Annotated in this window: 21 protein-coding genes; 12 read left to right on the top strand and 9 right to left on the bottom strand. The window is 68.5% G+C overall.

Going from position 1 to position 22,344, the window contains the following annotated elements; translation table 11 throughout:
- Nucleotides 1-5: 5 nt before the first annotated feature.
- Nucleotides 6-719 carry a TetR/AcrR family transcriptional regulator gene (locus ACT3S6_RS06080; protein ID WP_443384287.1) on the bottom strand — a complete coding sequence of 238 codons (714 nt, stop codon included), beginning with the start codon at nt 717-719 and terminating at the stop codon, nt 6-8.
- A 159-nt stretch (nt 720-878) separates the two neighbouring features.
- Between ACT3S6_RS06080 and ACT3S6_RS06075 the strand changes: the two genes are divergently transcribed.
- Genes ACT3S6_RS06075 through ACT3S6_RS06065 form a run of 3 tightly spaced genes read left to right on the top strand, consistent with a single transcriptional unit; the run spans nt 879 to nt 3,989 of the window.
- A complete protein-coding gene (locus ACT3S6_RS06075) occupies nt 879-1,607 on the top strand; it encodes a queuosine precursor transporter (RefSeq protein WP_443384288.1) in 729 nt (242 codons plus the stop codon).
- 25 nt (nt 1,608-1,632) lie between these two features.
- The gene (locus ACT3S6_RS06070; RefSeq protein WP_443384289.1) at nt 1,633-2,322 is read left to right on the top strand and encodes an ABC transporter ATP-binding protein; all 690 of its coding nucleotides are present in this window, start codon (nt 1,633-1,635) and stop codon (nt 2,320-2,322) included.
- Nucleotides 2,319-3,989 (top strand): DUF6297 family protein, encoded by a 1,671-nt coding sequence (locus ACT3S6_RS06065; protein WP_444554192.1) that lies wholly within the window; start codon nt 2,319-2,321, stop codon nt 3,987-3,989. Before ACT3S6_RS06070 ends, ACT3S6_RS06065 begins: the two co-directional genes overlap by 4 nt.
- Here ACT3S6_RS06065 and tgt read toward each other — a convergent pair.
- Entirely contained in the window at nt 3,986-5,302 is a 1,317-nt protein-coding gene (tgt, locus tag ACT3S6_RS06060; RefSeq protein ID WP_444554216.1) for a tRNA guanosine(34) transglycosylase Tgt, read from the bottom strand. The genes ACT3S6_RS06065 and tgt overlap by 4 nt on opposite strands.
- A 140-nt stretch (nt 5,303-5,442) precedes the next feature.
- Here tgt and ACT3S6_RS06055 point away from each other — a divergent pair, with 140 nt between their 5' ends.
- Nucleotides 5,443-6,510 carry an FUSC family protein gene (locus ACT3S6_RS06055; RefSeq protein WP_443382923.1) on the top strand — a complete coding sequence of 356 codons (1,068 nt, stop codon included), beginning with the start codon at nt 5,443-5,445 and terminating at the stop codon, nt 6,508-6,510.
- 6 nt (nt 6,511-6,516) lie between these two features.
- Here ACT3S6_RS06055 and ACT3S6_RS06050 read toward each other — a convergent pair whose 3' ends face one another.
- Entirely contained in the window at nt 6,517-7,434 is a 918-nt protein-coding gene (locus tag ACT3S6_RS06050) for a DUF6707 family protein (RefSeq protein WP_443382925.1), read from the bottom strand.
- 3 nt (nt 7,435-7,437) lie between these two features.
- Nucleotides 7,438-7,977, bottom strand: a complete 540-nt coding sequence (locus tag ACT3S6_RS06045; RefSeq protein WP_443382927.1) for an NUDIX hydrolase family protein — start codon at nt 7,975-7,977, stop codon at nt 7,438-7,440.
- Between the two features lie 221 nt (nt 7,978-8,198).
- On the opposite strand from ACT3S6_RS06045, the gene ACT3S6_RS06040 reads away from it, so the two are divergent.
- Nucleotides 8,199-9,692, top strand: coding sequence for an MDR family MFS transporter (locus ACT3S6_RS06040; RefSeq protein WP_443382930.1), 1,494 nt, complete (start codon nt 8,199-8,201; stop codon nt 9,690-9,692).
- Nucleotides 9,693-9,725: 33 nt separating this feature from the next.
- Here the strand turns inward: ACT3S6_RS06040 and ACT3S6_RS06035 are convergent, their stop codons facing one another.
- Entirely contained in the window at nt 9,726-10,442 is a 717-nt protein-coding gene (locus ACT3S6_RS06035; RefSeq protein ID WP_443382932.1) for a VOC family protein, read from the bottom strand.
- Nucleotides 10,442-10,606 (bottom strand): CopG family transcriptional regulator, encoded by a 165-nt coding sequence (locus ACT3S6_RS06030; RefSeq protein ID WP_443382934.1) that lies wholly within the window; start codon nt 10,604-10,606, stop codon nt 10,442-10,444. Before ACT3S6_RS06030 ends, ACT3S6_RS06035 begins: the two co-directional genes overlap by 1 nt.
- Nucleotides 10,607-10,986: 380 nt before the next feature.
- Here ACT3S6_RS06030 and ACT3S6_RS06025 point away from each other — a divergent pair, with 380 nt between their 5' ends.
- From ACT3S6_RS06025 to ACT3S6_RS06010, 4 genes are read left to right on the top strand one after another with little or no spacing between them, the layout of a single operon-like run.
- The gene (locus ACT3S6_RS06025) at nt 10,987-13,503 is read left to right on the top strand and encodes a GcvT family protein (RefSeq protein WP_443382937.1); all 2,517 of its coding nucleotides are present in this window, start codon (nt 10,987-10,989) and stop codon (nt 13,501-13,503) included.
- A gap of 2 nt (nt 13,504-13,505) precedes the next feature.
- Nucleotides 13,506-14,270: an electron transfer flavoprotein subunit beta/FixA family protein gene (locus tag ACT3S6_RS06020; protein WP_443382940.1), complete on the top strand. Its 765-nt coding sequence runs from the start codon at nt 13,506-13,508 to the stop codon at nt 14,268-14,270.
- Between the two features lie 11 nt (nt 14,271-14,281).
- The gene (locus ACT3S6_RS06015) at nt 14,282-15,289 is read left to right on the top strand and encodes an electron transfer flavoprotein subunit alpha/FixB family protein (RefSeq protein WP_443382943.1); all 1,008 of its coding nucleotides are present in this window, start codon (nt 14,282-14,284) and stop codon (nt 15,287-15,289) included.
- A 55-nt stretch (nt 15,290-15,344) separates the two neighbouring features.
- A complete protein-coding gene (locus tag ACT3S6_RS06010; RefSeq protein WP_443382946.1) occupies nt 15,345-16,286 on the top strand; it encodes a cytochrome b/b6 domain-containing protein in 942 nt (313 codons plus the stop codon).
- Nucleotides 16,287-16,312: 26 nt separating this feature from the next.
- Here the strand turns inward: ACT3S6_RS06010 and ACT3S6_RS06005 are convergent, their stop codons facing one another.
- Nucleotides 16,313-17,065 carry a glutamine amidotransferase gene (locus tag ACT3S6_RS06005; protein WP_443382949.1) on the bottom strand — a complete coding sequence of 251 codons (753 nt, stop codon included), beginning with the start codon at nt 17,063-17,065 and terminating at the stop codon, nt 16,313-16,315.
- 114 nt (nt 17,066-17,179) lie between these two features.
- Here ACT3S6_RS06005 and ACT3S6_RS06000 point away from each other — a divergent pair, with 114 nt between their 5' ends.
- Genes ACT3S6_RS06000 through ACT3S6_RS05990 form a run of 3 tightly spaced genes read left to right on the top strand, consistent with a single transcriptional unit; the run spans nt 17,180 to nt 19,517 of the window.
- The gene (locus ACT3S6_RS06000; RefSeq protein ID WP_443382952.1) at nt 17,180-17,959 is read left to right on the top strand and encodes a 3-hydroxyacyl-CoA dehydrogenase; all 780 of its coding nucleotides are present in this window, start codon (nt 17,180-17,182) and stop codon (nt 17,957-17,959) included.
- Between the two features lie 8 nt (nt 17,960-17,967).
- The gene (locus ACT3S6_RS05995) at nt 17,968-19,167 is read left to right on the top strand and encodes an acyl-CoA dehydrogenase family protein (protein ID WP_443382954.1); all 1,200 of its coding nucleotides are present in this window, start codon (nt 17,968-17,970) and stop codon (nt 19,165-19,167) included.
- A gap of 44 nt (nt 19,168-19,211) precedes the next feature.
- On the top strand, nt 19,212-19,517 hold the full coding sequence (locus ACT3S6_RS05990) for a hypothetical protein (protein ID WP_443382957.1): 306 nt from the start codon (nt 19,212-19,214) through the stop codon (nt 19,515-19,517).
- Here the strand turns inward: ACT3S6_RS05990 and ACT3S6_RS05985 are convergent.
- On the bottom strand, nt 19,514-21,079 hold the full coding sequence (locus tag ACT3S6_RS05985) for a hypothetical protein (protein WP_443382960.1): 1,566 nt from the start codon (nt 21,077-21,079) through the stop codon (nt 19,514-19,516). The two genes, ACT3S6_RS05990 and ACT3S6_RS05985, sit on opposite strands and share 4 nt — an antisense overlap.
- A gap of 194 nt (nt 21,080-21,273) precedes the next feature.
- A complete protein-coding gene (locus tag ACT3S6_RS05980; protein WP_443383019.1) occupies nt 21,274-22,311 on the bottom strand; it encodes a pseudouridine synthase in 1,038 nt (345 codons plus the stop codon).
- Nucleotides 22,312-22,344: the final 33 nt, after the last annotated feature.

Raw genomic sequence — 22,344 nt, 5'->3', positions numbered from 1 at the left:
TCATTTTAGGGTGTTTCGTCGCGTTGCACGTTGCGGACGACCCCGATCACGTCATCGATGATGTGCCGGACCACCGGAAGCCTGGACAGAACGGCCAGGCGGGCCATCAGGGCCGCCGCATTCGCGGCCAGCCGGCGACTGCGATCGGCGTCGGGCGAGGAATCGTAGGCCCAGAAGATGATCAGGCCGCGTTGGACCAACCAGAGCAGCTCGGGCAGGTCGTCGCGGATCGCCAGGGGCGGTCGGGGCAGTGATGCGGCGACCGCCTGGCGCCACAGGGCGAACTCCTTGGCCCGGGTGACACCCGCCGTGGTGGTGGTGTCGGGGCTCATCGCCGCGCGGATCAACACGGAACCGAAATCGTGGAACGGGGCCACCGCGTCCAAGGCCGCATCCAGCACGATCCGGATGTTGTCCTGCAGGTTGTTGCCCGACAGCAGTAGTGGGCGGGCGGCACGCAACTGTTCATCGATCAGCCCGCGGGCCAGCTCCTGGACCAGATCCTCCTTGGAGGAGAAGTGGTAGTAGGCGTTGCCCGGGGAGACCCCGGCTTCCGCCGCGATGGCACGCATCGTGGTGCGGTGGAAGCCGTCGCGCGAGAACAATGCGAGGGCGGCTGTCTGGATCCGGGCCCGGGTGAGGGCTGATTTATGGGTCTTCGGTTCCATCGTTGCCTCGTCATCGCCGGGATCAAGCCCACCATAGCAAGTTTTGAACATGTTCAAAATATATTTCGTCCACGGCTTGCGACCGGAATCCCGGGCCGGCCGTGGACATGGGAGAATGGGAGGCGTCAAGTGCTAATACAGCGGGCGGCGGACCCGGGGCGACCCGGAGCACCCTGCCTGGCGAACCACTTCCAGAAGGGGAACCACCTCATGCCCGCCACCTCCGGCGACTCCGTCAACACCATGCCCACCGAACCGACGACGGGACGCGCCCGCCAGGCCGTCTTCGCCTCCGCCGGAAGCCCCTACTTCTCGGCCGTGCTGGCCCTGATGGCCGTGGTGGTCATCCTGTCCAACATCGGCGCGACCAAGGGGGTGAGTTTCGGACCGATCATCACCGACGGGGGTTTCTTCCTCTTCCCGCTGGCGTACATCCTCGGCGACGTCGTCAGCGAGGTCTATGGCTTCAAGGCGGCCCGTCGGGCGATCATCATCACCTTCCTGCTGGCGGCGTTCGCGACCTTCTGCTTCTGGGTGATCATCATGTTGCCCGCCGCGGATTTCTACCACGGTCAACAGGAGCTGGAACGGACCCTGGGCCCGGTCTGGCGGATCGTGGCCGCCTCGCTGTGCGGGTTCCTGGTCGGCCAGACCCTGAACTCATATGTCCTGGTGAAGATGAAGGACCGCTTCGGGGAAAAGGGGCTGGTGGGACGGCTGATGGGCTCCACCGGGGTGGGGGAATTCGCCGACACCCTGATCTTCTGCTCGATCGCCGCCTCGGTGATCGGCATCGCCGACGCCGGACAGTTCATCAACTACGTCCTGGTGGGGTTCGTCTACAAGACGGGGGTGGAGTTCCTCTTTGTGCCGATCACCACGCTGGTGATCCGCTGGTTCAAGCGCCACGAACCCACCTACGGCCAGAGCCGGAGCTGAGACGGGGGCCGGTACGCTGGGCGGTATGGATACGCAGGACGCCCCATTGCTGACCGCCCGGGAACTGGTCGCCGGTTACGGCGAATTCGAAGTCTGCGGACCCCTGGATCTGGTGTTCGACCGGGGAGACGCCCTGGGGATCGTCGGGCTGAATGCCGCGGGGAAGTCCACCCTGTTGCGCACCCTCATCGGCCGTCAGCCCCCACTGGCCGGTACGGCCTCGGTGCTGGGGGTCTTCACCGACGACACCTCCCACATCCACCGCCGGATGATCTCCGCGGTCTTCGACGAGGACGCGTTCTTCGATTCGCTCACCGTGGAGGAACACCTGCAGCTCATCGCCTCGGGGCACGAGGTCCCCGACGGGCAGGAAGCCGTGGAGCGGGAACTGGAATTCTTCGAACTCACCACGGCCCGCCACGCCCTGCCCGGGGCCCTGTCCTCGGGCCAACGCCGCCGCCTGCTGCTGGCCGCCGGGATGATCCGGCCCAGCGAACTACTGGTCCTGGACGAGCCGGAACAACGACTGGACCCGCCGATGCGCGCGAAACTCGCGGTGAGGTTGCGGGCCCGGATCGACGATGGCGGGGCGGTCCTGCTGGTCACCCACGACGCCATCCTGCTCACCACGGTGGTGGACCATTGCCTGATCGTCGACGAGGGACTGCGTTTCGCCACCGCAGCCGAAGGCGCCGCGGCCATCGGCGGAGCATGAGCGTCCACGCCTCCGGGGCGGGACGGTCCCTTCCAGCATGGGTCCCCGGGGGCCCACCCTCGGACTTCGACCCGGTCGCGGCCACCCACCGGCTGCGCCGGGATCGCCGTCGGGCGCAGCGGCCCGACCGCTGGAGCGATTTCTACATCACCTTCTTCGGGGCCGTCATCCTGTTGGCCTACCTCTCCGGCGTCGTCCAATTCCTGGCCCAGGGCATGCGCGCATCGGCCGCCGGATCCCTGGTCCGCGAGGGCATCGCCGTCGTCCCGGGGGCCGACGCCGGCTCGGCCCTGCTGCTGCTGGCCCTGCTGGGGGTGGCGTCCCTGCTGAGCCGGATGGGGCCGGTGGCCGTGGACCGGGCCCAGGGCCTGTGGTGGTTCTCGCTGCCGGTGGACCGGGTGCCGATGCTCGCCCGGCAGCTGCGGAACCGGTTGGTCTGGGTCTTCATCGTCGGCGCCGTGCTCTGGCTGCCGTTGGGCCTCTCCGCCGGAACCGCCTCATACAACGGATTCAGCGGCCCGCCGCTGGGCGAACTGGCCGCCGGCAGCTTCACGCTGGGCGCCGAATTCGTGTTGGTCGGACTCCTGGTGGCGGCCGGCCAGATCCTGCATCTGCGCCCGATGGTCGGCAGGGGGCTCCGGGTCCTGGGCGGCCTGATCGTCCTAGCCTACGCCGTGGACGCGATCCTCCGGGCCGCCGGAACGGCCAGGTTGCTGACCCCGGGGATCTGGGCGGGCCTGCCCTCGGCGTGGCCATCCACGGGGAACTGGGCCATCCCCGCGGCCCTGCTGCTGGTGGCCCTGGTGGGCTGGGCGGTGGTGCGTCCGTTGCTGGGGCGGATCCCCACCTCGGAGCTGCTCGAGGCCGGTGGAATCAGCGGACACGCGGGGAACTCACTGGCCCTGCTCGACGCCCGGTCGCTGCTGGGCTCCTTTGCCCACGGCCCCCGCCGGCGCAGCCATGTCCGTGATCCCTGGCCCCGGATGATCCCCGCACGCTTCACCGGCGCCCCGGTGGGGGCCCTGCTGCGGGCCGAAGCGCTGGTCCTGCTGCGCACCGGTCCGGTGTGGGGCCGGCTGGTGATCAGTCTGGCCCTGCTGGCCGGGGCCGTCACCGCCCGCGGCGGGGGCACCGCCGTCGTACTATGCGTGGCCATCGCGGTATCGGCGACCCTGGCCGGGCAGGCCGCCGGGGTGGCGGCGGCCGAGGCGGCCCGGGTGCCGGGGCTGGACGCCCTGCTGCCCCTGGATGCGAAGTCCGCGCGCAAGGCCCACGGGTTGCTTCCGGCGATCGTCTTGAGCGCCTGGGGCGCACTGGCCGGGGCCATCCTGGGGTGGGCGCTGGTCGGACCGGGCGCGCCGGGACAATGGATCCTGCTGATCGGAATCGGGGTGTTCTGCGGGATCGGCGTGGCCGGAGGATCCCTGCGGCTGGCCTACCGGCCCGAACTGGATTGGGATGCGGTGTTGCAACGCCAGATGTTCGGCCGCGGCGCCCTGCCGCTCATCGGCCATGCCGTCCACGGGCCGGAACTGATGCTGATCGCCGTCGTCCCGTGGGCCCTGGCGGTGCTGGGGGCAGCGATTCCCGCCGTGCTGCTGGTGCTCACGGTGGGCCTCGGGGTGGGCGCTTGGTTCGCCGGGACGTACCGCCCCCGGCCTGCCTAGAGGCCCTGCGGGTCGGGGGCGCCAGCGTAATAGGCGGCCAGCGTGGACTCCTTCAACGCGGCGAAGGTACCGTCTTCGATCGCCTCACGGGCCCGGTCCACCATCGAGACCACGAAGTATTCGTTGTGGATCGAGATCAGCGTGTGGCTGACCAGTTCCTTCGCCTTGAACAGGTGATGGATGTAGGCGCGGGAATAATGCGTGCACGTGTAGCAGCGGCAGCCTTCCTGCAGCGGGGTGAAATCGGCGCGGTAGCGGCGTCCCGAGAGGTTGAACCGGCCGTGGGCCGTGTAGAACGCCGAGTTGCGGGCCACCCGGGTGGGGGAGACGCAGTCGAAGGTGTCGGCACCGTTCTCGATGGCCGTGAAGAGGTCATCGGGCTCCGAAATGCCCAACAGGTGCCGTGGCTTGTCCTCGGGCAGTTCCTCCGAACACCAGCCGACGATGGTGCCCAGGTTCTCCTTCTCCAGGGCCCCGCCGATGCCGAAGCCATCAAAGGGCATGTCCCCGAGATCCCGGCAGGCCTTGCGCCGCAGATCCTCATACTGGGCGCCCTGGATGACCCCGAAGAGCGCCTGGTAGGGCTTGGGGAAACGTTCGTCGGTGAGCCGGAAGTGCTCGATGATGCAGCGTTCGGCCCAGCGTCGGGTCCGCTCCAGGGATTCGACCTGGTAGCCCCGCGAATTATGCAGGGTCGTCAGCTCGTCGAAGGCGAACATGATGTCCGCGCCGATCCGGTGCTGCACGCCCATGGAGATCTCCGGGGAGAAGCGGTGCCGGTCCCCGTTGAGGTGGGATTTGAACCAGACCCCGTCCTCGTCGACATTGGCCAGGCGTTCCTTGCCGGGGGCCACGGTGTCGTCGCCCCCTGCGGCGGCGGCACCTTCCATGTCGATGACCTTCTTGAACCCCGAGCCCAGGCTCATCACCTGGAAGCCCCCCGAATCGGTGAACGTGGGTCCGGGCCAGTTCATGAACGCCCCCAGCCCGCCGGCGGCGTCGAGGAGGTCCGAGCCCGGCTGCAGATACAGGTGGTAGGCGTTGGCCAGTACGGCCTGGGCCCCCAGCTCGGCCACGGCTTCGGGCAGCACGGCCTTCACGGTGGCCTTGGTCCCCACGGCGATGAACGCCGGGGTGCGGATGTCCCCGTGCGGGGTGCGAATGGTGCCGGTGCGTCCCAGCGAGGCGGATCCGTCGGCGTGGGTCAGCCGGGTGCCGACCTCGAAGGAGAACGCGTCCTGGCGTGGATGCGGGGCCACGGCGATCGCGGGGTCCGACGCCGGGGCCTCGGGGGCGGAGGCGGCGGTCGTCACGTCAGGAGGGGAATCGGTTTCAGACACCCCACCATTTTGCCCCATGCCGACGGGACGTTGTGACGAACGCGCCAGCGATGACCCCGCGACCGCGGGCCGGCGGGTCATAGGGTGGATGCAGACACCAACCCAGGAGAGCAGTGGACGACTCATTGACGCTGCGTCGACTGCTGACGCTGGGACCCGGCGACAAGGACCCGTGGATCGGGGTGCGCTGCGGTCTGGGAGTGTTCCTGCCATTGGCTGTGCTGTTGGGCCTGGGCCGGCTGGACCTGGCGATCTTCGCGATCTTCGGGGCCTTCACCGGGATCTTCGGACGCGTTCCCGGCCACCGCGACCGGCTGCGCTCGCAGGCCAGCGCCGGGGTGCTGTTCGTGGTGCTCATCGGTGCCGCCTGGGCGGTGAACGTGCTCCTGGTCGACCATGATTCCCCGGCCGGGGGATGGGTGATCGTGGGGCTGACGACCCTGGTGGCCTGGGCGTGTTCGCTGGCCACCGGATTCGCCCAATTGCGGCCCGCCGGCTCCCTGTTCCACATCTTCTGCTTTGCCGCGATCGCCTCCATCCCCGAGATCCCCGGGCTCGGGATGGTCCTGGTCACCGCGATCGCCACGGTGACGTCGTGCGTGCTCCTCGGACAGCTTGGACGCGTCTCCGCCGGACGGCGGACCCCGTGGAACGTCGGCGGGCTGCGGCCGCAGAGCCCCGCGGTCCAGCTGGCCATCAAGGTGGAATCCATCGGGTACCTCGTGGCCGCGGGGCTGGCCGGGACGGTCGCCCTGCTGGTGGCCCCGGTGCTGGGCACCGGCCACCCCTACTGGGCGATGGTCGCCGCCGTCGTCCCCCTCGTGGGACACACCACCCGCCACCGCATCGCCCGCGGGCTGCACCGCGTGTTGGGCACGCTCACCGGGTTGGGCGTCATGGCACTGATCATCCTGGCCGAACCGAGCCCGTGGATGATCATCCTCTTCCTCGGCCTGGCCCAGTTCGGCGCGGAAATGCTCATCACACGGAACTACTTCTGGGCGCAGGTCTGCGTCACCCCGCTCGCCCTGGTCGGCATCTCGCTGGTGGCGGGCATGAGCACGCAACTGCTCTACGACCGGATCCTGGAAACGGTCATCGGCTCGGTCATCGGGGTGGCCGTCGCCCTGGCAGGCTCGGCACTGCGCCGACGCCTGCCCTTCGCTGCGCCCGTCGGCTGAACCGGGTCAGTCGGGGGCGTCGGCGTCGTCGGCCGCCTGCGCGGCCTCCTGCTGTCCCGGTCCGTCGATGGAGCGCAAGGTCTCCAATTCGTTGTCGACCATGCGCTGGAGCTCCTCGCGGGTCAGCGCCCGCGACCCGCCGTGTGCCAGCAGATACAGCAGCGCGTCGAGCCGCTCGATCCGCCAGGAGCGGATGGCCACCAAGTCACCGGCGGCGGTGGCCCGGTGGATTTCGCGGTCGAAGAGGTTCGGCTCGTCGAGTTGGCGTTGGCGCAGCTCGGCCGTGAGCTTGTCCTTCAGCGGGTCCTCCTCGATGTGGTCGGTGACCCGCAACGATTCCGAATACCGGTGGGAGGCCTCGGAGTCCCCGTCGGTGGCGGCGAGGTAGGCGGCAATCGCCAGAGCCGACTGGATGGACTTCCACCGCCCGAAGTTCCCGTCGAAGGGAAGTTCCGTCAACACGCCCAGGGCCCGCCACACATTCGGCTGGTCGTCGAGCTCGACGAAGAGCAGATGGGCCAGATCGCGGACGTCCTCCAGCTGGGCCCCGGATTTCGGGTTGAAACCGCGGCTGAGCTTGGCGATGGGGGCCAGCACCCGCTGGTCCCACGGATATTCGCGGGCGATGGAGATCAGGATGGCCTCGGGCGAGCCGTCCTCCACGGGGATCACCGTCAATTCATCCAGGGTGGCCTCCGGCGGTGGTTCCACGGTGTGGACGCGGATGGTCGAGCCATGGGCGATGGTGACCTTCTGGCCGTTGTCCAGCGTGGCTTCGATGTAGGCCGGGGTGCCGAAGCTGTCCGGAACGGTCCGGACGCCGGTCACCGGCAGGCTCGGGGACCCCGTACGGGTGATGAACCGGTTTCCCGGAGCCACTTTTTCGGCGCGAACGGCCCGGATGTAGTCATGCTGCAAGGTCACTACCTACTCGCACCAGCCCGCATGGGCCAGCGCCTGTCGAAGGATGTTGGCGCGGCCACCGGCGAATTCGTCACGGATGGAGGGGCTCAGGGCCTCGCTCGGGGTCAGCCAGGTCAATTCGAGGGCGTCCTGGCGGGGACTGCATTCGCCCCGGACGGGGATGACATAGGCCAGGGCCACGGCATGCTGGCGTTCGTCGGTCAGCCCGGTTTCCGAGGGGGAGGGGAAGTACTCGGCGACGGTGAAGGGCACGGGGCTCAACGGCAGTTGCGGCATCGCCAGCGGGCCGAGGTCCTTCTCCATGTGGCGCACCAGGGCGGCGCGGATGGTCTCGCGGTACATGACCCGACCCGAGACGAAGGTGCGGGTGAAGTGCCCTGCGGCGTCGGCGGTGTAGAGCAGACCGACCTCGTTGACATAGCCCAGCGGGTCCAAGCGGACCGGAATCGCTTCGACGTAGAGCATGGGCAGGCGTTGCCGGGCCTCATAGAGGTCTTCTTCAGAGAGCCAGCCGGGATTGGGGTCCGGGGTACGAACGTTCATACCCCCATGTTTATCGCATCCACCCCGACACTTCACGCCCCCATTCCGGGACGTGACGGATTGACGGAAAAGGGCTGTGGGGTGGATCACTGGTCAAACTGCCGGGTCACGTGATGGTTTATCGTGGTTCGGAACCCTCGATCACTTCTTCGGGCCTTCACCCCACCACCGATGCACCCGGCGGCGCCGACCGGCGCGGCCGATCAACCAGAGGACCCCCTGTGCTTTCCGAAGACTCCCCGCTGGACCCGGGACACTCCGACCCCGCTGGCTCCACCGTCGTCCGCGATGACCGGCTGGACCCCGCCGCGAAGATGACCATCGGTGTGCTGCTCGTCTCGGCCTTCGTGGTCATCCTCAACGAAACGATCATGAACGTGGCGCTGCCCCGGCTGATGGTCGCCTTCGATGTGAGCGCCGACGCCGTGCAGTGGCTGGCCACCGCGTTCATGCTGACCACCGCGGTGGTCATCCCCACCACGGGCTACCTCTTGCAGCGTTTCTCGCTGCGCACCGTCTTCACCCTGGCCATGGGGTTGTTTTCCGCGGGGACCCTGCTGGCCAGCTGTGCCCCGGGCTTCGAGGTCCTGTTGGGGGCCCGGGTGATCCAGGCCAGCGGCACCGCGATCATGCTCCCGCTGCTGATGACCACCGTCCTGGACCTGGTGCCGGCCGCCCGTCGCGGGATGGTGATGGGCAATGTGTCGATCGTGATCTCGGTCGCCCCGGCCATCGGGCCCACCATCTCCGGGCTGATCCTGCAGTACCTGTCCTGGCGGTTCATGTTCCTGATCGTGTTGCCGATCGCCCTGGTCGCCCTCATCGCCGGGGCCCGTCGGCTGCCCCGGGAGGCAGTGGCCGGTTCCATGCCGCTGTCCATCCCCTCCCTGCTGCTGGCCGTTCCCGGCTTCGGCGGGCTGGTCTACGGGTTGAGCCGGATCGGTGGCGGCAGCGAAGGGGCCGGGCAGGGCCCGGAAGTCGGCGCCCTGGTGGCGCTCGCGGTCTCCTTCGTCTCGCTGGCTGCGTTCACGGTGCTGCAACTGCGTCTGCAGCGCAGCGACACGGCACTGCTGGATCTGCGGCCCTTCACCTACCGGAACTTCACGCTCGCCCTGTCCCTGATGGTCCTGGCCATGGTGTCGCTGTTCGGGGTGATCATCCTGCTGCCGATCTACCTACAGAACGTGAGGGACGTGGACACCCTGGGCACCGGGCTGTTGATGCTCCCCGGCGGGCTGCTCATGGGCCTGCTGGCGCCCCTGGTGGGCCGGATGTACGACAAGGTCGGTCCGCGCCCCCTGCTGATCCCGGGGACGGCACTGCTCTCGGTGGTCATGTTCGCCTTCTCCAGACTGGCCTCCGACACCCCGATCTGGTGGGTGCTGACGTTGTATCTGGGCATGTCGCTGAGCTTTGCCTTCATCTTCACCCCGGCCTTCACCACGGCCCTGAACCCGTTGCCGCATCGCCTGCACTCGCATGGCTCCGCGGTGCTCAGTACCCTGCAGCAGCTCGGTGGGGCGGCGGGAACCGCCCTGTTGGTCGGCATCCTGGCCTCGCGGACGGCCACCTCGGCCCTGGCCGGTGCCACCGGGATCGAGGCGCAGGTGACCGGATTCCGCAGCGGGTTCTTCGTCGCGGCGATCCTCAGCCTGTCCCTGGTGGTACTCAGTCTGTTCCTCGATGGTCGGGACCGGGACGGGGCCTCCGAGTAGGGTCGGGCCCCCCGGACTCCTCCAGCCCCGCGGCTAGTCGGCGATCCGGTGGTAGCCGTAGAGATCCTGCTGGGCTTCGTTGATCCAGATCGGCTCCCCTCCATCGGGGTTGCCCACCAGCACGGTGCGTCCATAGGACTCGTCGATCAGACTCGCGTCCAATCCCGCCTCCCGCAGCCGGGTGTGCAGGGCCTCGGCATCGCCGTCGTACCCGAAGCTGAGCGTGGCAAAGGCCCGGGGGCCCGAATGGGTGGCGACCAGCCCGCCGTTCTTGGCCTGGAACTGGACCCAGCCGCCGCTGTCGCTGGCGATGCGGGGACGCGCGCCGATATGGCGCAGGGTCTCGGCGGGACCCTGCGGCTCGGGGGTCATCCACAGCACGAGCACCTGGACGTCGGGGTCGGCCGCTGCCGGTTCGGGGCGGGAGGCCTGGACGGTGACGGGGAAGGCGAGGCCATCGGGGCCGGTGACGGTGGCTGTGCTGCCGTGGGCTTCCTCGGTGACCTCCACCGGGGTTCCCGCAGCGCGGGTGCGCCGGGCGAATTCCTCCAGATCGCCGACCTCGAAGGACAGCAGCGTGGTCCCTGCCGGGTGATCGGCGTCGGTGGCGTGCAGCCGGACACGGCCGGACGCGGCGTCGAACTCATGCCAGCCGTCGGTGTCGACGGCGTGGGCCAGGCCGAGGGCCTCGAGCAGGGTGGTCCAGGGACCGATGTGGTCGGTGAACCGGATGGGGGCCAGGCGCAGCATTAGTTCTTCTCCTTCAGGTGTCCGGTCAGGGCCTCGGCGACATAGGCCGAGAGGGAGGTCTCGGCGTCGATGGCCGCGTGCTTGATCTCCCGCACCAGTCCGGCGGGCAGGTAGACGTTGAATTGGACCTTCCGGTCCGGATCCGGGGTGGCTTCAGTGGGCATGATTAGGATGCTAGCAAAGTAGTTTGCTTGCGCATAGACCCTGGTGGCCGATTCTGCTGGTCCTGCCTCGGAAGGGCGGGGAATTCACGGGCCTGACCCGGGCCGCGAACGACTCAACGGGACCAACCGTTACGCGCTGTACCATCGGATCCGCACGCTCAATGACAGGAATCCAAGCCCCGCGAGATCGCCCGGTTCATCGCCAGGCCCGAACGCGGCGAAGCCTCCCACGCCCACCCCGGATTCAGCGAGATGCCCACGCGGGGACACACCCCTTGACGGCGACCGCCAAACGCGCAATGGTTCAGCTACGGCGGTTCATGCACGGTGGCCCGAGCTGCCCGCCGCGTCAGTGAACGACGGCCGATAGAGGTGGCGTCATGGGTACGGTTCCCGCGAGTGCACGAGTAGTGGTGATCGGCGCCGGAATCGTGGGCAATTCCATCGTCCACCACCTGGCCCGCCTGGGGTGGCGGGATATCGTCCAGCTCGATAAGGGACCGATGCCGAATCCGGGCGGGTCCACCGGGCATGCCTCGAACTTCTTGTTCCCGGTGGACCATTCACGCGAAATCACCGATCTGACGGCCGACAGCATCCGCCAGTACAAGGAAATGGGCGTTTTCACCCAATCCGGCGGATTCGAGGTCGCGCGCACCGCCGAACGGATGCAGGAGCTCCACCGGCGTCTGACCTCGGCCCGGGCCTGGGGCATTGAATCGGAGATGGTCACCCCGGAAGCCGTGGTCGACCGCGTGCCTTATCTCGAGCCCTCGATCATCCGCGGGGCCTTCTGGACCCCCGGGGTCGGGGTCGTCGACTCCCAGGGGGCGGGCACCTTGATGCGGGAGGCGGCCCTGGGGCTCGGGGCGCTGCAGGTCTGCCCCACGGTCGAGGTGACCGGCATGGAGGTCGAGGACGGGCGAATCCGCCGGGTGCACACGGACGCCGGAACCATCGAGGCCGATACCGTCGTCATCGCCTGCGGTGTCTGGTCGCCGAAACTGGCCAGGATGGCCGGGGCCTCCATTCCCCTGAGCCCCACGGTGCACCAGATGATCAGCGTCGGACCGGTTCCGCAGTTCGCCGACACCAGCGGTGAGATCTCCTTCCCGATCATCCGTGACATGGACACCGGATGCTACGAACGGCAGCACGGCGGTGATCTGGAGATCGGCTCCTACGCACACCGGCCCATCCTGCACGACGCCGAAGACATCCCCTCCATCGCCCAGTCCAAGCTTTCACCCACCGAAATGCCGTTCACGGAAGACGACTTCGACCGACAACTGGAACAGGCCCTGGAGCTGATGCCCGACATCCTGGGCAACCCCCAGGTGGAGATCAGGTATGCCATCAACGGGCTGCTCTCACTGACCCCCGACGGCGGCCCGCTGCTGGGGGAGACCCCCGAGGTGGCCGGGCTGTGGTCCGCGGCGGCCGTATGGATCAAGGAAGGCCCCGGCGTCGGACGGATGATCGCCGAATGGATGACCACCGGAACCCCCGAATACGATACGCACGCCGCCGACATCGCCCGCTTCCATCCGCACCAACGCACGCGCACCCATGTGAAGGCCCGTGTCGAGGAGGGCTTCCACAAGACCTACGGCATCGTGCACCCGTCCGAGCAGTGGCTGAGCAACCGCGGGGTCCGCCTGGCCCCGATGCACCAGGCCGAAGTGGAGCTCGGAGCCACCTTCTTCGAGGCCGCCGGCTGGGAGCGGCCGCAATGGTACGCCTCGAATGCGCCACTGCTGGCCGAATACGGCGACGCGGTCATGGACCGGACCGCCGAATGGGATTCGCGGTGGTGGTCACCGATCATCAATGCCGAACACCTGGCGATGCGGGAGCGGGCCGGGATGGTGGATCTCTCCGCCTTCGCCATCTTCGACGTGCTCGGCCCGGGGGCACTCGCCACGGTGCAGCGGGTCGCGGTGGCCCAGATGGACGTGGACACCGGACGGGTCATCTACACCCCGGTGCTGGACGCGCGCGGAGGTTTCCGCTCCGACCTGACGATCATGCGCCTGGGGGAGGAACACTTCCGGGTGGTCACCGGGGGCGGCAGCGGGAACATCGACCGTAAGTGGTTCTCCGACCGGCGGGTGGATCCGGCCACCACCCAAGTGGTCGACCGCACCTCCGAACTGACCACCATCGGCCTCTGGGGCCCGCGGGCCAGGGACGTCCTGGGCCGGATCACCGACTCCGATATTTCAGCGGAGGGCTTCAGGTTCGCCCGCTGCCGGCCCCTGGAAGCCGGCCCCCTGGAGGTCCACGCCTCGAGGATCTCCTACGTCGGGGAACTGGGGTGGGAGCTGTATGTGCCGATGGAGCAAGGGGCCCGGCTCTGGTCGCTGCTGGCCGAGGCCGGCCGGGAGGATGGCCTGGTGCCGGTGGGCAACGGGGTCTACGGGACCACCGGACGGTTGGAGAAGGGCTACCGGGCGTTCGGCGCGGAACTGGACGCGGAGCGGACCATCGTGGAGACCGGAATGATGCGGCCGCGGGTGAAGGCCCAGGACTTCATCGGCCGCGACGCCTATCTGCGCCAACGCTCCCAGGACCCGGCGCGCATCCTGTGCACGCTTCAAGTGGACGATCACCGGGACGAGGCGGGGGTGCGCCGCTACATGCTCGGCGGTGAAGCGGTCACCGGTCCCGAGGGGGAACCGCTGATCGACGCGCACGGGCGCGGAGCCTATGTCACCTCGGCGGGATCGGCGCCATCGCTGGGCGTGCATCTGCTGATGAGCTTCCTTCCCCCGGCGCAAGCGCGGGTGGGAACCCGGCTGGCCGTGGACTACCTGGGCCGTTCCTATCCGGTCAGCGTGGTCGCCACCGATGCGACCGCCGTCTTCGACCCCGAGAACCTCAGAATCAGGAGCTGAAAATGGTCAATCTGCTGGTCTGCATCAAACGGGTCCCGGAAATCGCCGGGGAGATCCTCTTGAGCCAGGATGGGCACAGCATCGACGCCCGCCATGTCGGCCATAGGCTGAGCGAACACGACGAATGCGCGATCGAGCTCGCCGTCGGGCTGGCGGGGGACACCGGCGGTGAAGTACGGGTGCTCAGCCTCGGTACCGCGGAGGCGGCCGAACAACTGCGGTACGCGGTGGCGCTGGGGGCCGGTGCAGCCACCCTGATCACCGCGGACCCCGAATCCTACGGGCCGGCCGATGTGGCGGCCGCGATCGCCGCGGAGGTCCGCGCCTCGCCGGCCGCCTACGATTTGATCCTCGTCGGCAACGACGCCGCCGATACCGGTGACTTCCAGGTCGGCGTCCGGCTGGGATTCGCCCTGGGCCGGCCGGTCCTCACCGGGATCAACACCGCGGAGATCCACGGATCCTCGGTGCTGGCCCGGGGCGCCGGGCCGCAGGGCACCGACGTGTTCGAGGTCCCCCTGCCCGCGGTGATGGCCGTGCAGGAGGGGGGAGTGGAGCCACGCTACCCCTCGATCCGCGGCCGCCTCAAGGCCAAGCGACTGAGCATCGACCGCAAGGACCCCCTGATCGAGCCGATCGGCTCCGGCCGGGTGAAGCTGACGCTGCCCCCGACGAAACCCAGTACGGTCCAGATCCTGGGTGAGGGGCCCGATGCGGTCCCGGCACTGGTCGAGATCCTGGCCAGCAGCGGGGTGTTGAACCGATGATTCTGGTCCTCGTGGAAACCGGCAGCGACGGAGCCACCCCCACCTCGCTGGAGACCCTGACCTTTGCGCGGGAACTGGCCGGCCGGCTCGGTGGCGAAACCGTCGAGGCACTGATCATTGGTCCCCTGGGGGCCGGGGAGGCCTCGGCCGGAGGCCCCGAAGCGCAGGAACGGGTGAAGGAGAAGTTGTCGGCCCAACTGGCCGAACAGGGAGTGGACTCCATCCACCATGCCGCCGGCGAACGGCTGGAACGCTATGGCGCCAGCGGCTGGGCGACCGCCCTCGGAGCGGTGCCGGCCGCCTACGTGCTGGCTGCGGGAACCCCGCGCGGCAGCGAGGTCCTGGCCCATGTGGCCGCCCGGGCAGGGGCGATGATGGCGGCCAACGTCGTGGGGATCGTCGATACCGAACCATTGGTCCTCTCGCGCCAGGTGATGGGTGGGGGCGTCTTCGAGCACATGCGGCTCGACGGTGCACCCCGGGTCCTCAGCGTCGCCGGGCATGCCGTGGACCCGGTGGCGGCCGATGACGCCTCGGCTCCCGTCTGGCACGAATTCGAGCCCGAACTCTCCGACGCCGATCTGGTCACCGCCGTCGTCCGGGTCGAAACCGGCGCCCCCGATGCCACCTCGACGTTGACCGGGGCGCGGGTGGTGGTCGGGGCCGGCCGCGGCGTGGGCAGCGCGGATGGCTTCGATGACCTGCTTCAGCTGCGGGACCAGCTCGGCGCCGCCCTGGGGGCCTCCCGGGTGGTGACCAGCCTCGGCTGGCGCCCCCACCATGAACAGATCGGGCAGACCGGCAGCAGGATCTCCCCGGAGGTCTATCTCGCCTGCGGCATCAGCGGCGCCGTCCAGCACTGGGCTGGCTGCCAATCGGCGAAGATGATCGTGGCCATCAACACCGACCCCGATGCGCCCATGGTCACCCAGGCCGACTACGCCATCATCGGGGACCTGCACCAGGTGGTACCGGCCCTGACCGCCGCACTACGGCGGCGGGAGTCGTCCGGGGGATGATGGGCGGACCCGGTGACCCCATGGAGCCGGGGCGAAGGTGAGGCAGAGGAGCGCAATGAGAACACCGGCCCAGCGGCCTGTTTCGGGTTTCAGGCAGTCCAAATGGTTCAAACTGGTCTGGATCTGCCCCCTCGTGGTCGTGGCGCTCGCCGCCGCCGTCCTCGGGGCCAGATGGTATCTGGGCAGCTCCGCCGGACAGGGGTTCCTCGCCGAGTATCCGGGCCAGCCCCCGGCCACCACGGATACCGCCGACGGTTTCCCCTGGTGGCTGCAATGGCAGCACTTCTTCAACTTCTTCCTGATCATCCTGATCATCCGCGCCGGGTGGATGGTGCGTACCGAACGGACCCCGGAAGCCTATTGGACCCGCACGGTGGGGCCCCGCAACCGGCAGAATCCACCGGCCAAGATGAGCATCTACCTGTGGCTGCACTACAGCCTGGGCAGCTTATGGATCCTGAACGGGGTGGTCTTCTACGTCCTGGTCTTCTCCACCGGGCATTGGAAACGGATCATCCCGACGGGGTGGGATGTCTTCCCCCAGGCCATCTCGGCGGGGCTGCAGTATCTGTCGCTGGAGTGGCCGATGGAATCGGCCTGGCAGAACTACAACGGCATCCAGCTGCTCGCCTACTTCGTCACCATCTTCGTGGCCGCGCCGCTGGCGGTGGTGACCGGGGTGCGGATGTCCTCGCTGTGGTCCACCCAGTGGAAGATCAACCGCTATTATCCGGTCCTGCTGGCGCGGATCATCCACCTGCCGGTGATGTTCTACTTCGTCGTGTTCATCTTCGTGCACGTCGTCCTGGTCTTCACCACCGGCATGCGCCGGAACCTCAACTACATGTACAGCGGCCAGGGCCCCGATGTGGTCAATTGGGTGGGGTTCTGGATCTTCGTGGTCGCGGCGATCGTCGTGGTGGCCGGCTGGATCGCCGCCCGGCCGCTGTTCCTGCAGCCGGCCGCCCAGCTCACCGGCAAGGTCACCCGCCGCTAGTCGGGGCAGTACCCGGGACGGGCCTCCTAGCGCTGGTACCGCTGGACGAAGTTGCGCAGGATCAGGCCCGGCCAGGGGACGTCGGCCGCATGGGCGAGTTCGGTCAACGGGCCGGCCTCCGCGGGATCGAAATAGCCTGCGTCACGGTAGATCCCAATACGCGTGGCCAGCCCGTCTCCGTCGAGCTCCGGATGGAACTGGGTGGCATAGAGATTCGTGCCGATCCGGAACATCTGCACCGGGCAGGGCCCGGAGGTCGCCAACAGGACGGCGTGCCGAGGCAGCGTGGAGACCGCCTCCTTATGTCCGACGAAGGCGTCGAAGGCCGGGGGCATCCCGGCGGTGATCGGATCGCGGGCCCCGGCCCTGGTCAGCTCGATCCGGGAGAGGCCGACGGGTTCGGCATGGGTCCGGTCCACGGTGCCGCCCTGGTGGGTCCCCAGGGTCCCGATGCCGTAGCAGGCGCCAAGGAACGGGAAGTCATGGGCCAGGAGCTGGTCCAGCAATCCCGAGATCTCGGCTTCGACCCGCCGCTGGGTCGGGGATTTGCCGGCCGGGTCATCGGAGGAGTTGAAGGGTCCGCCGCCGAGCAGGATGCCCGAATACGCCCCCAGGTCCAGTGGGGCCGGCAGCGGGGAGGCGCCCAGGGCCACGACCTCCAACAGCGCGGCCGGAAGGTCCGCGGCGGCCAGGAACCCACGGACCTCGTCCGCGGCGGCCACGGGGTCCTCCCGGGTGGAAAGCAGCAGGAAGGGGCGGGGGCCGGATACGGGGCTCATGAGCGAATCCTACGACGTCCGCAGGGGTGGAGTGTCCGCGCGACAGACGCTACAGTTGGATTTGAGTTAACAACCATTAACCGGGCGGGTCGATCCGCCCTTTCGGGAGGAACCATGGACATCGCCGGGGCCTCGGCCCTCATCACCGGTGGCGCATCCGGCCTGGGTGCCGCCACCGCCAAGAAGCTCTACGACGCCGGGGCCCATGTGGTCCTGCTCGACCTGCCCGGATCGGCCGGCGAGGACGCCGCCATCGGACTGGGCGAACGGGCCCGGTTCGTCGCCGCGGACGTGACCAACGAACAGGAGGTCCGGCGCGCCGTCGAAGTGGCCAGCGACATGGCGCCGCTGCGTGTGCTGGTCAACTGTGCCGGGGTAGCCACCCCGGGCAAGGTCCTCGGCCGGGACGGAGTCCTTCCGCTGGCCTCCTTCGAGAAGGTCGTGGCCGTGAACCTGATCGGCACCTTCAATGTCGTCCGGCTGGCCGCCGAAGCCATGGCCGGGACCGAACCGATCCTCGACGACGAGACCGGGACCGAGGAACGCGGTGTCATCGTGAACACGGCCTCCGTCGCGGCCTTCGACGGGCAGATCGGCCAGCCGGCCTATGCCGCCTCCAAGGGAGGGGTCGCGGCGATGACCCTCCCGCTGGCCCGCGAATTGGCCCGTCAGCACATCCGGGTCATGTCCATCGCCCCGGGGATCTTCGAAACGCCGATGCTCGCCGGTCTGCCGCAGGAGGCCCAGGACTCCCTCGGCGCCCAGGTGCCCCACCCCTCACGGTTGGGAAAGCCCGCCGAATACGCCGCGCTGGTGGAGCACATCCTGGCCAACCAGATGCTCAACGGTGAGACCATCCGACTCGACGGAGCCATCCGCATGGCCCCGAAATAAGGAGCGGGATGACCGTGAAGAACGAGGGCGGCCCTCCTGCCCGCACCACCCGGGAACTAGCCGGGGCCGATTTCCTGGACATCGAGTCGCAACTCGACGAGAGGGAGCGGGCCAAGCTGGCCGAAGTGCGCGCCTTCGTGGCCGAATACGTCACCGAACATGCCGGGGCGTGGTGGACCGCCGAGGAGTTCCCCTTCGATCTGCTGCCGAGGCTCGGGGCGTTGGGGGTGAGCACGCCGACCCGGCACGGCTATTCGACGTTGTTCCACGGACTGCTCATCGCCGAGCTGGCCCGGGCCGATGCGTCGTTGGCGACGTTCTTCATGATCCACCACGACCTCTTCGTCGAGTCCCTGCATGACTTCGGCACCGAGGGCCAGCGTGAACGCTATCTGGCCGATGCGGCGGCCCTGCGCACCACCGGGGCCTTCGCGTTGACCGAACCGGAGCACGGTTCCGACGTCGCCAAGGGCATGGAAACCCGGGCCCGCCGGGAGGGCGATGCCTGGATCATCAACGGGGCCAAACGCTGGATCGGCAACGGGACGTTCTGTGAGCACCTGCTGCTGTGGGCCCTGGACGAGGACACCGGTGCGGTGCGCGGATTCGTCCTGGACACCTCCCTGCCCGGGGTGACCACCTCCAAGATCGAGAACAAGATCTCGCTGCGCACCGTGCAGAACGCCGATATCGTGTTGCGGGACGTCCGCGTGATGGAGGAGGACCGGTTCCCCGGAATCGATTCCTTCGCCGATATCAACCAGTTGCTGCGGTCCAGCCGCATCATGGTCGGCTGGCTCGCCGTCGGACAACAACTGGCGGCCTTCGACGTGCTGCGGGCCTATGTGTTGGAGCGTGAACAATTCGGCCGGCCGCTGGCCTCCTTCCAGCTCATCCAGCAGAAACTGGCCACCATGCTGGGAAATGCCACGGCGTCGATGGCGTTGATGACCCAGATCGCCCGGGCGCAGTCCCAGGGGACCGAGAAGATGGAGCAGGCGGCGCTGGCCAAGGCGTTCGCGACCGAGAGGATGCGCGAATCGGTGGCCCTGGGCCGGGCCGCGATGGGCGGTAACGGGATCGTCACCGATCACCGGATGGCCAGGATCTTCGCCGATGCCGAAGCGATCTACACCTATGAGGGCACCCATGACATCAACCTGTTGATCGTCGGCCGGGCCGCCACCGGGATCTCCGCGATCGCCTGAGGCCTGGTTCGAAGGAGGGCATCGCCGGGCACTACGCTGGGGTGGTGCCCTCGTTTCGTGCCCAGCTGAACATCCTGTCCCTGCGTCCGGGCCACCGCCCCGAAGCGGTGATGGACGCGGCGGTTGCTTCCCTGGCCGAATCCCACCATGTGGAAGCAAACCAGCTCGACATCGTCGCCGGAGTCCCTCGGATCACTGTGCGCTTCACGGTCGAGGAGGAGGAGTACGACGCCGATCTGCGCGCCGCCCGCTCGGCCGCCGCGCGGATGCGTGCCGCCGTCGAGGGCGTGGCCGCCACCCAACGACTTCTCGTGCTGCGCCGGGTCCGGGGCCGGTGGACCGCGCTCTAGAACTCGGTGCGCTGTCCGCGGGCGGCACGGCGCTCGGCATGGCCGATCTGGTATCGGCGGTTCTCCGTGGCCAGGAGCACGATGAACGCGCACAACCCGCAGACGATCGCCACCGGGGCCGAGGACTGCAGGGTCAGCAGCCGGTCCAGCATGACCCAGAACAGCCCCCAGGCGAAGCCCAATGCCACCACGATGCGGCCCCGCTCGGACATGGAGAAGCTGGCGGCGGCCCACGTGCACCCGACGATGGTCAGGACGGCCCACAACGAGGCCGGCAGGAGCAAGGTGAATCCGGCGCGGGTCAGCGCGATGGACAGCGTCGCCGGCAGCAGGACCAGCATCCAGCCCAGGAACAAGGCGGCCGGACCGTCCACGAACACCCGCTCCACATTCGACCGGGCAGTGCGCTGGTTCATCCGGCGGACCGCATAGACCAGGACGGTGGTCAGCGCCAGGGCCACGACCACCGACAGGAACACCAGCGAGGACCGGGCACACAGCAGCCACAACGCCCCCAGCAGCCCGGCCCCGGCCGTGAGGTAGCCGATGTCGCGTTGGCGGCAGGAGGACCGCTGGCTCGGATGCCATTGGAAGATCGCATACAGGGCGATCCAGACGAACAGCACGCCCCAGATCATGAACGAATTGCTGTTGGGTGCCAGCAAGGCATTTTCGGGGCCGTAGGCCGAGTGGGCGGCCGAATGGGCCGTGGGGCCCCCGAACCAGCCCAGGCCCATGAACCCCAGGACCAGGGTGGCGGCGGCAACCACCGTCACGACGAGGCGACGGATCAGATCCGAGCGCTGCTCCGGCGGATCCGGGTCGCTGGAGGGCAGGTTGTAGGGCGGGACGTAGATGGGGCCCTCGTCGTCGACCCAGAAGGGGCTGGTGTTGCGCAGCTGTTCGGCGGTCCGGGGGACCTCCGCGGCGTCGACGATGGCCTCGCGGGCGTTTTCCACCAACGATTCGAGGTCGTTGGTGGAGGCCGCCGCCCGGGCCGCGGCCTCTTCGGCGGCCTGCTGGGCCGCTTCGGCTTCGGCGGCCAGTCGGGCTGCTTCCTCCGCCGCGCGTTTGCGCTCCGCGGAGGCTTCGGCTTCGGCGGCTTCGGCGGCTTCGCGTTCGGCCCGCTGGCGGGACTTCTCCTCGCGGGCCTTGGCCCGGGCGTCGGCCCGGCGGCGGGAGGCCGCGCGTTGGGCGGCGATGGTCCGTACGGTGCCGGTCTTCGTCCTGCGGGCCAGTTCCTGCCAGTCGGGGGAGTTGATTCCGTCGAGCCAGGTGTTCAACCGGGTCTTGGCGTTCTCGTCAGGCAGCCTCCCGCGCGTTCCTGCCGCGGCCATATGCCGTGAGGGTGCGTCGGATTCGTTCAGCACGCCCTCGGGGTCGCGCGTGGGTTTGGGCGGCAGCGAGGTGGAATGGTTCGTGGGGGAGGCGCCGTCGTGGTGCGGGGGCCGGGGGGAGGACGATTCGGGGCCCTCGGCACGGGGGGAGGCGGGGGGCTGATGGGCACGCAGACGCTCCAGCGCCTCGGAGGCCGCCGAAGTCTCCTGGCGTGTTTCTGTCATGACGTGGAATCCCCTTTACCCGCTGTTTTCATGGCAATGATTCCTCCCCATACCACCGCTCATAGCCTACCTAATACCGGGGGGCCGTTTGGGGACGTCGGCGCGGATTCGGGCCCAGCTGTGGCCGGATCGTGATCCCACTGGCCTCTTTAGCTCCGACGATTGGACGTAACAGCTCCGACATGGTCCTGCCGCTAGTGGACGGGACCGGGAAATTCGCCCAGGTTCCGTTGCGAGGTGTAGGTGACCGGAGCCCCGGAGAGCGGGTCGGTGAAGGAGATCGAATGCGCCAACAGCTGCAACGGCCGGGTGAAGTCATCAGGGGCCTTCTCCCACAGGTCCGGGTAGAACGCATCGTTGAGGATGCCCAGCCCCAGGGCCGCCATATGCACCCGCAATTGGTGCGTCTTGCCCGAATGCGGGCGCAGGCGGAAGAGTCCGACGGCGGTGCCCGCATGGGCTCCGGTGCCCAGGCCGGTGCGCAACAGGTCGATCCGGGTTTCCGCGTTCGGTTCCCCGGGCTGGGTCAGGGCCAGCAGGTGGCCTTTTTCCTTGACCATCCGGTTGCGGTACTCCGCCGGGAAATCGGCGGCGGTCGCCCGGTGGTTTCCGCTGATCTGCCTCACGGGTTGGCCATGCCGGCCCGGGGCGGAATCCGGGTCCGGTTCCGCCGTGGCTGCGGCGGCATCCCAGCCGGGGGGAAGGGCTGCGACGCAGCGGTATTCCTTCTGGATTCGGCGACGCTCGAAGAGGACCTGGTAGGCACCGCGGGTGGCCGGATTCGTGGAGAAGAGGATGATGCCCGCCGTGGCCCGGTCGAGCCGGTGCATCGGCACCAGATCCGGTAGGTCCAGCCGGTTGCGCAGACGGACCAGCGCTGATTCCTGGATGAACCGGCCGCCGGGGGTGCTGGGCAGAAAATGCGGTTTGTCCACGACCAGCAGGTCCTTGTCCTGGAACAGGATCGTTTCGGTGACCGGCAGGACCGGTTCATCGGGGAGGTTGCGGTAGTACCAGAGGAAATCGTGGTGGCCCAACGGGGTGCTGGTGCTCAACGGTTCGGCGCCCAGGCCCACGACTTCGCCCTCCCGGAAGCGGCGGACGATGCCTTCGGGGTCGACATGGCCGAAGCGTTCGAGCATGTAGTCCATGACCGTCGCCCAGGGCCCTTCCCGGGGGATGCGCAACCGGGTGGCGTTGACGCCGTTGCGGACGGGGAGGGGGGATTGCATGGCCATGGAATAAGTTTCCCACGTCGGGGCGAC

The sequence above is a fragment of the Arthrobacter sp. AOP36-C1-22 genome, assembly GCF_052377515.1.
Taxonomy (GTDB): domain Bacteria; phylum Actinomycetota; class Actinomycetes; order Actinomycetales; family Micrococcaceae; genus Arthrobacter_H.
This window is presented reverse-complemented; position numbering and strand designations above follow the sequence as displayed.

Excerpts from the sequence above, each read along its gene's own strand:
- ACT3S6_RS05980 (WP_443383019.1), bottom strand. The coding sequence starts at position 22,311 with ATGCAATCCCCCCTCCCCGTCCGCAACGGCGTCAACGCCACCCGGTTG.
- ACT3S6_RS06010 (WP_443382946.1), top strand. The coding sequence starts at position 15,345 with ATGAGAACACCGGCCCAGCGGCCTGTTTCGGGTTTCAGGCAGTCCAAA.
- ACT3S6_RS06075 (WP_443384288.1), top strand. The coding sequence starts at position 879 with ATGCCCGCCACCTCCGGCGACTCCGTCAACACCATGCCCACCGAACCG.
- ACT3S6_RS06025 (WP_443382937.1), top strand. The coding sequence starts at position 10,987 with ATGGGTACGGTTCCCGCGAGTGCACGAGTAGTGGTGATCGGCGCCGGA.
- ACT3S6_RS05985 (WP_443382960.1), bottom strand. The coding sequence starts at position 21,079 with ATGACAGAAACACGCCAGGAGACTTCGGCGGCCTCCGAGGCGCTGGAG.
- ACT3S6_RS06035 (WP_443382932.1), bottom strand. The coding sequence starts at position 10,442 with ATGCTGCGCCTGGCCCCCATCCGGTTCACCGACCACATCGGTCCCTGG.
- ACT3S6_RS06020 (WP_443382940.1), top strand. The coding sequence starts at position 13,506 with ATGGTCAATCTGCTGGTCTGCATCAAACGGGTCCCGGAAATCGCCGGG.
- ACT3S6_RS06070 (WP_443384289.1), top strand. The coding sequence starts at position 1,633 with ATGGATACGCAGGACGCCCCATTGCTGACCGCCCGGGAACTGGTCGCC.
- ACT3S6_RS06030 (WP_443382934.1), bottom strand. The coding sequence starts at position 10,606 with ATGCCCACTGAAGCCACCCCGGATCCGGACCGGAAGGTCCAATTCAAC.
- ACT3S6_RS06000 (WP_443382952.1), top strand. The coding sequence starts at position 17,180 with ATGGACATCGCCGGGGCCTCGGCCCTCATCACCGGTGGCGCATCCGGC.
- ACT3S6_RS06065 (WP_444554192.1), top strand. The coding sequence starts at position 2,319 with ATGAGCGTCCACGCCTCCGGGGCGGGACGGTCCCTTCCAGCATGGGTC.
- ACT3S6_RS06045 (WP_443382927.1), bottom strand. The coding sequence starts at position 7,977 with ATGAACGTTCGTACCCCGGACCCCAATCCCGGCTGGCTCTCTGAAGAA.
- ACT3S6_RS06080 (WP_443384287.1), bottom strand. The coding sequence starts at position 719 with ATGTTCAAAACTTGCTATGGTGGGCTTGATCCCGGCGATGACGAGGCA.
- ACT3S6_RS05995 (WP_443382954.1), top strand. The coding sequence starts at position 17,968 with ATGACCGTGAAGAACGAGGGCGGCCCTCCTGCCCGCACCACCCGGGAA.
- ACT3S6_RS06005 (WP_443382949.1), bottom strand. The coding sequence starts at position 17,065 with ATGAGCCCCGTATCCGGCCCCCGCCCCTTCCTGCTGCTTTCCACCCGG.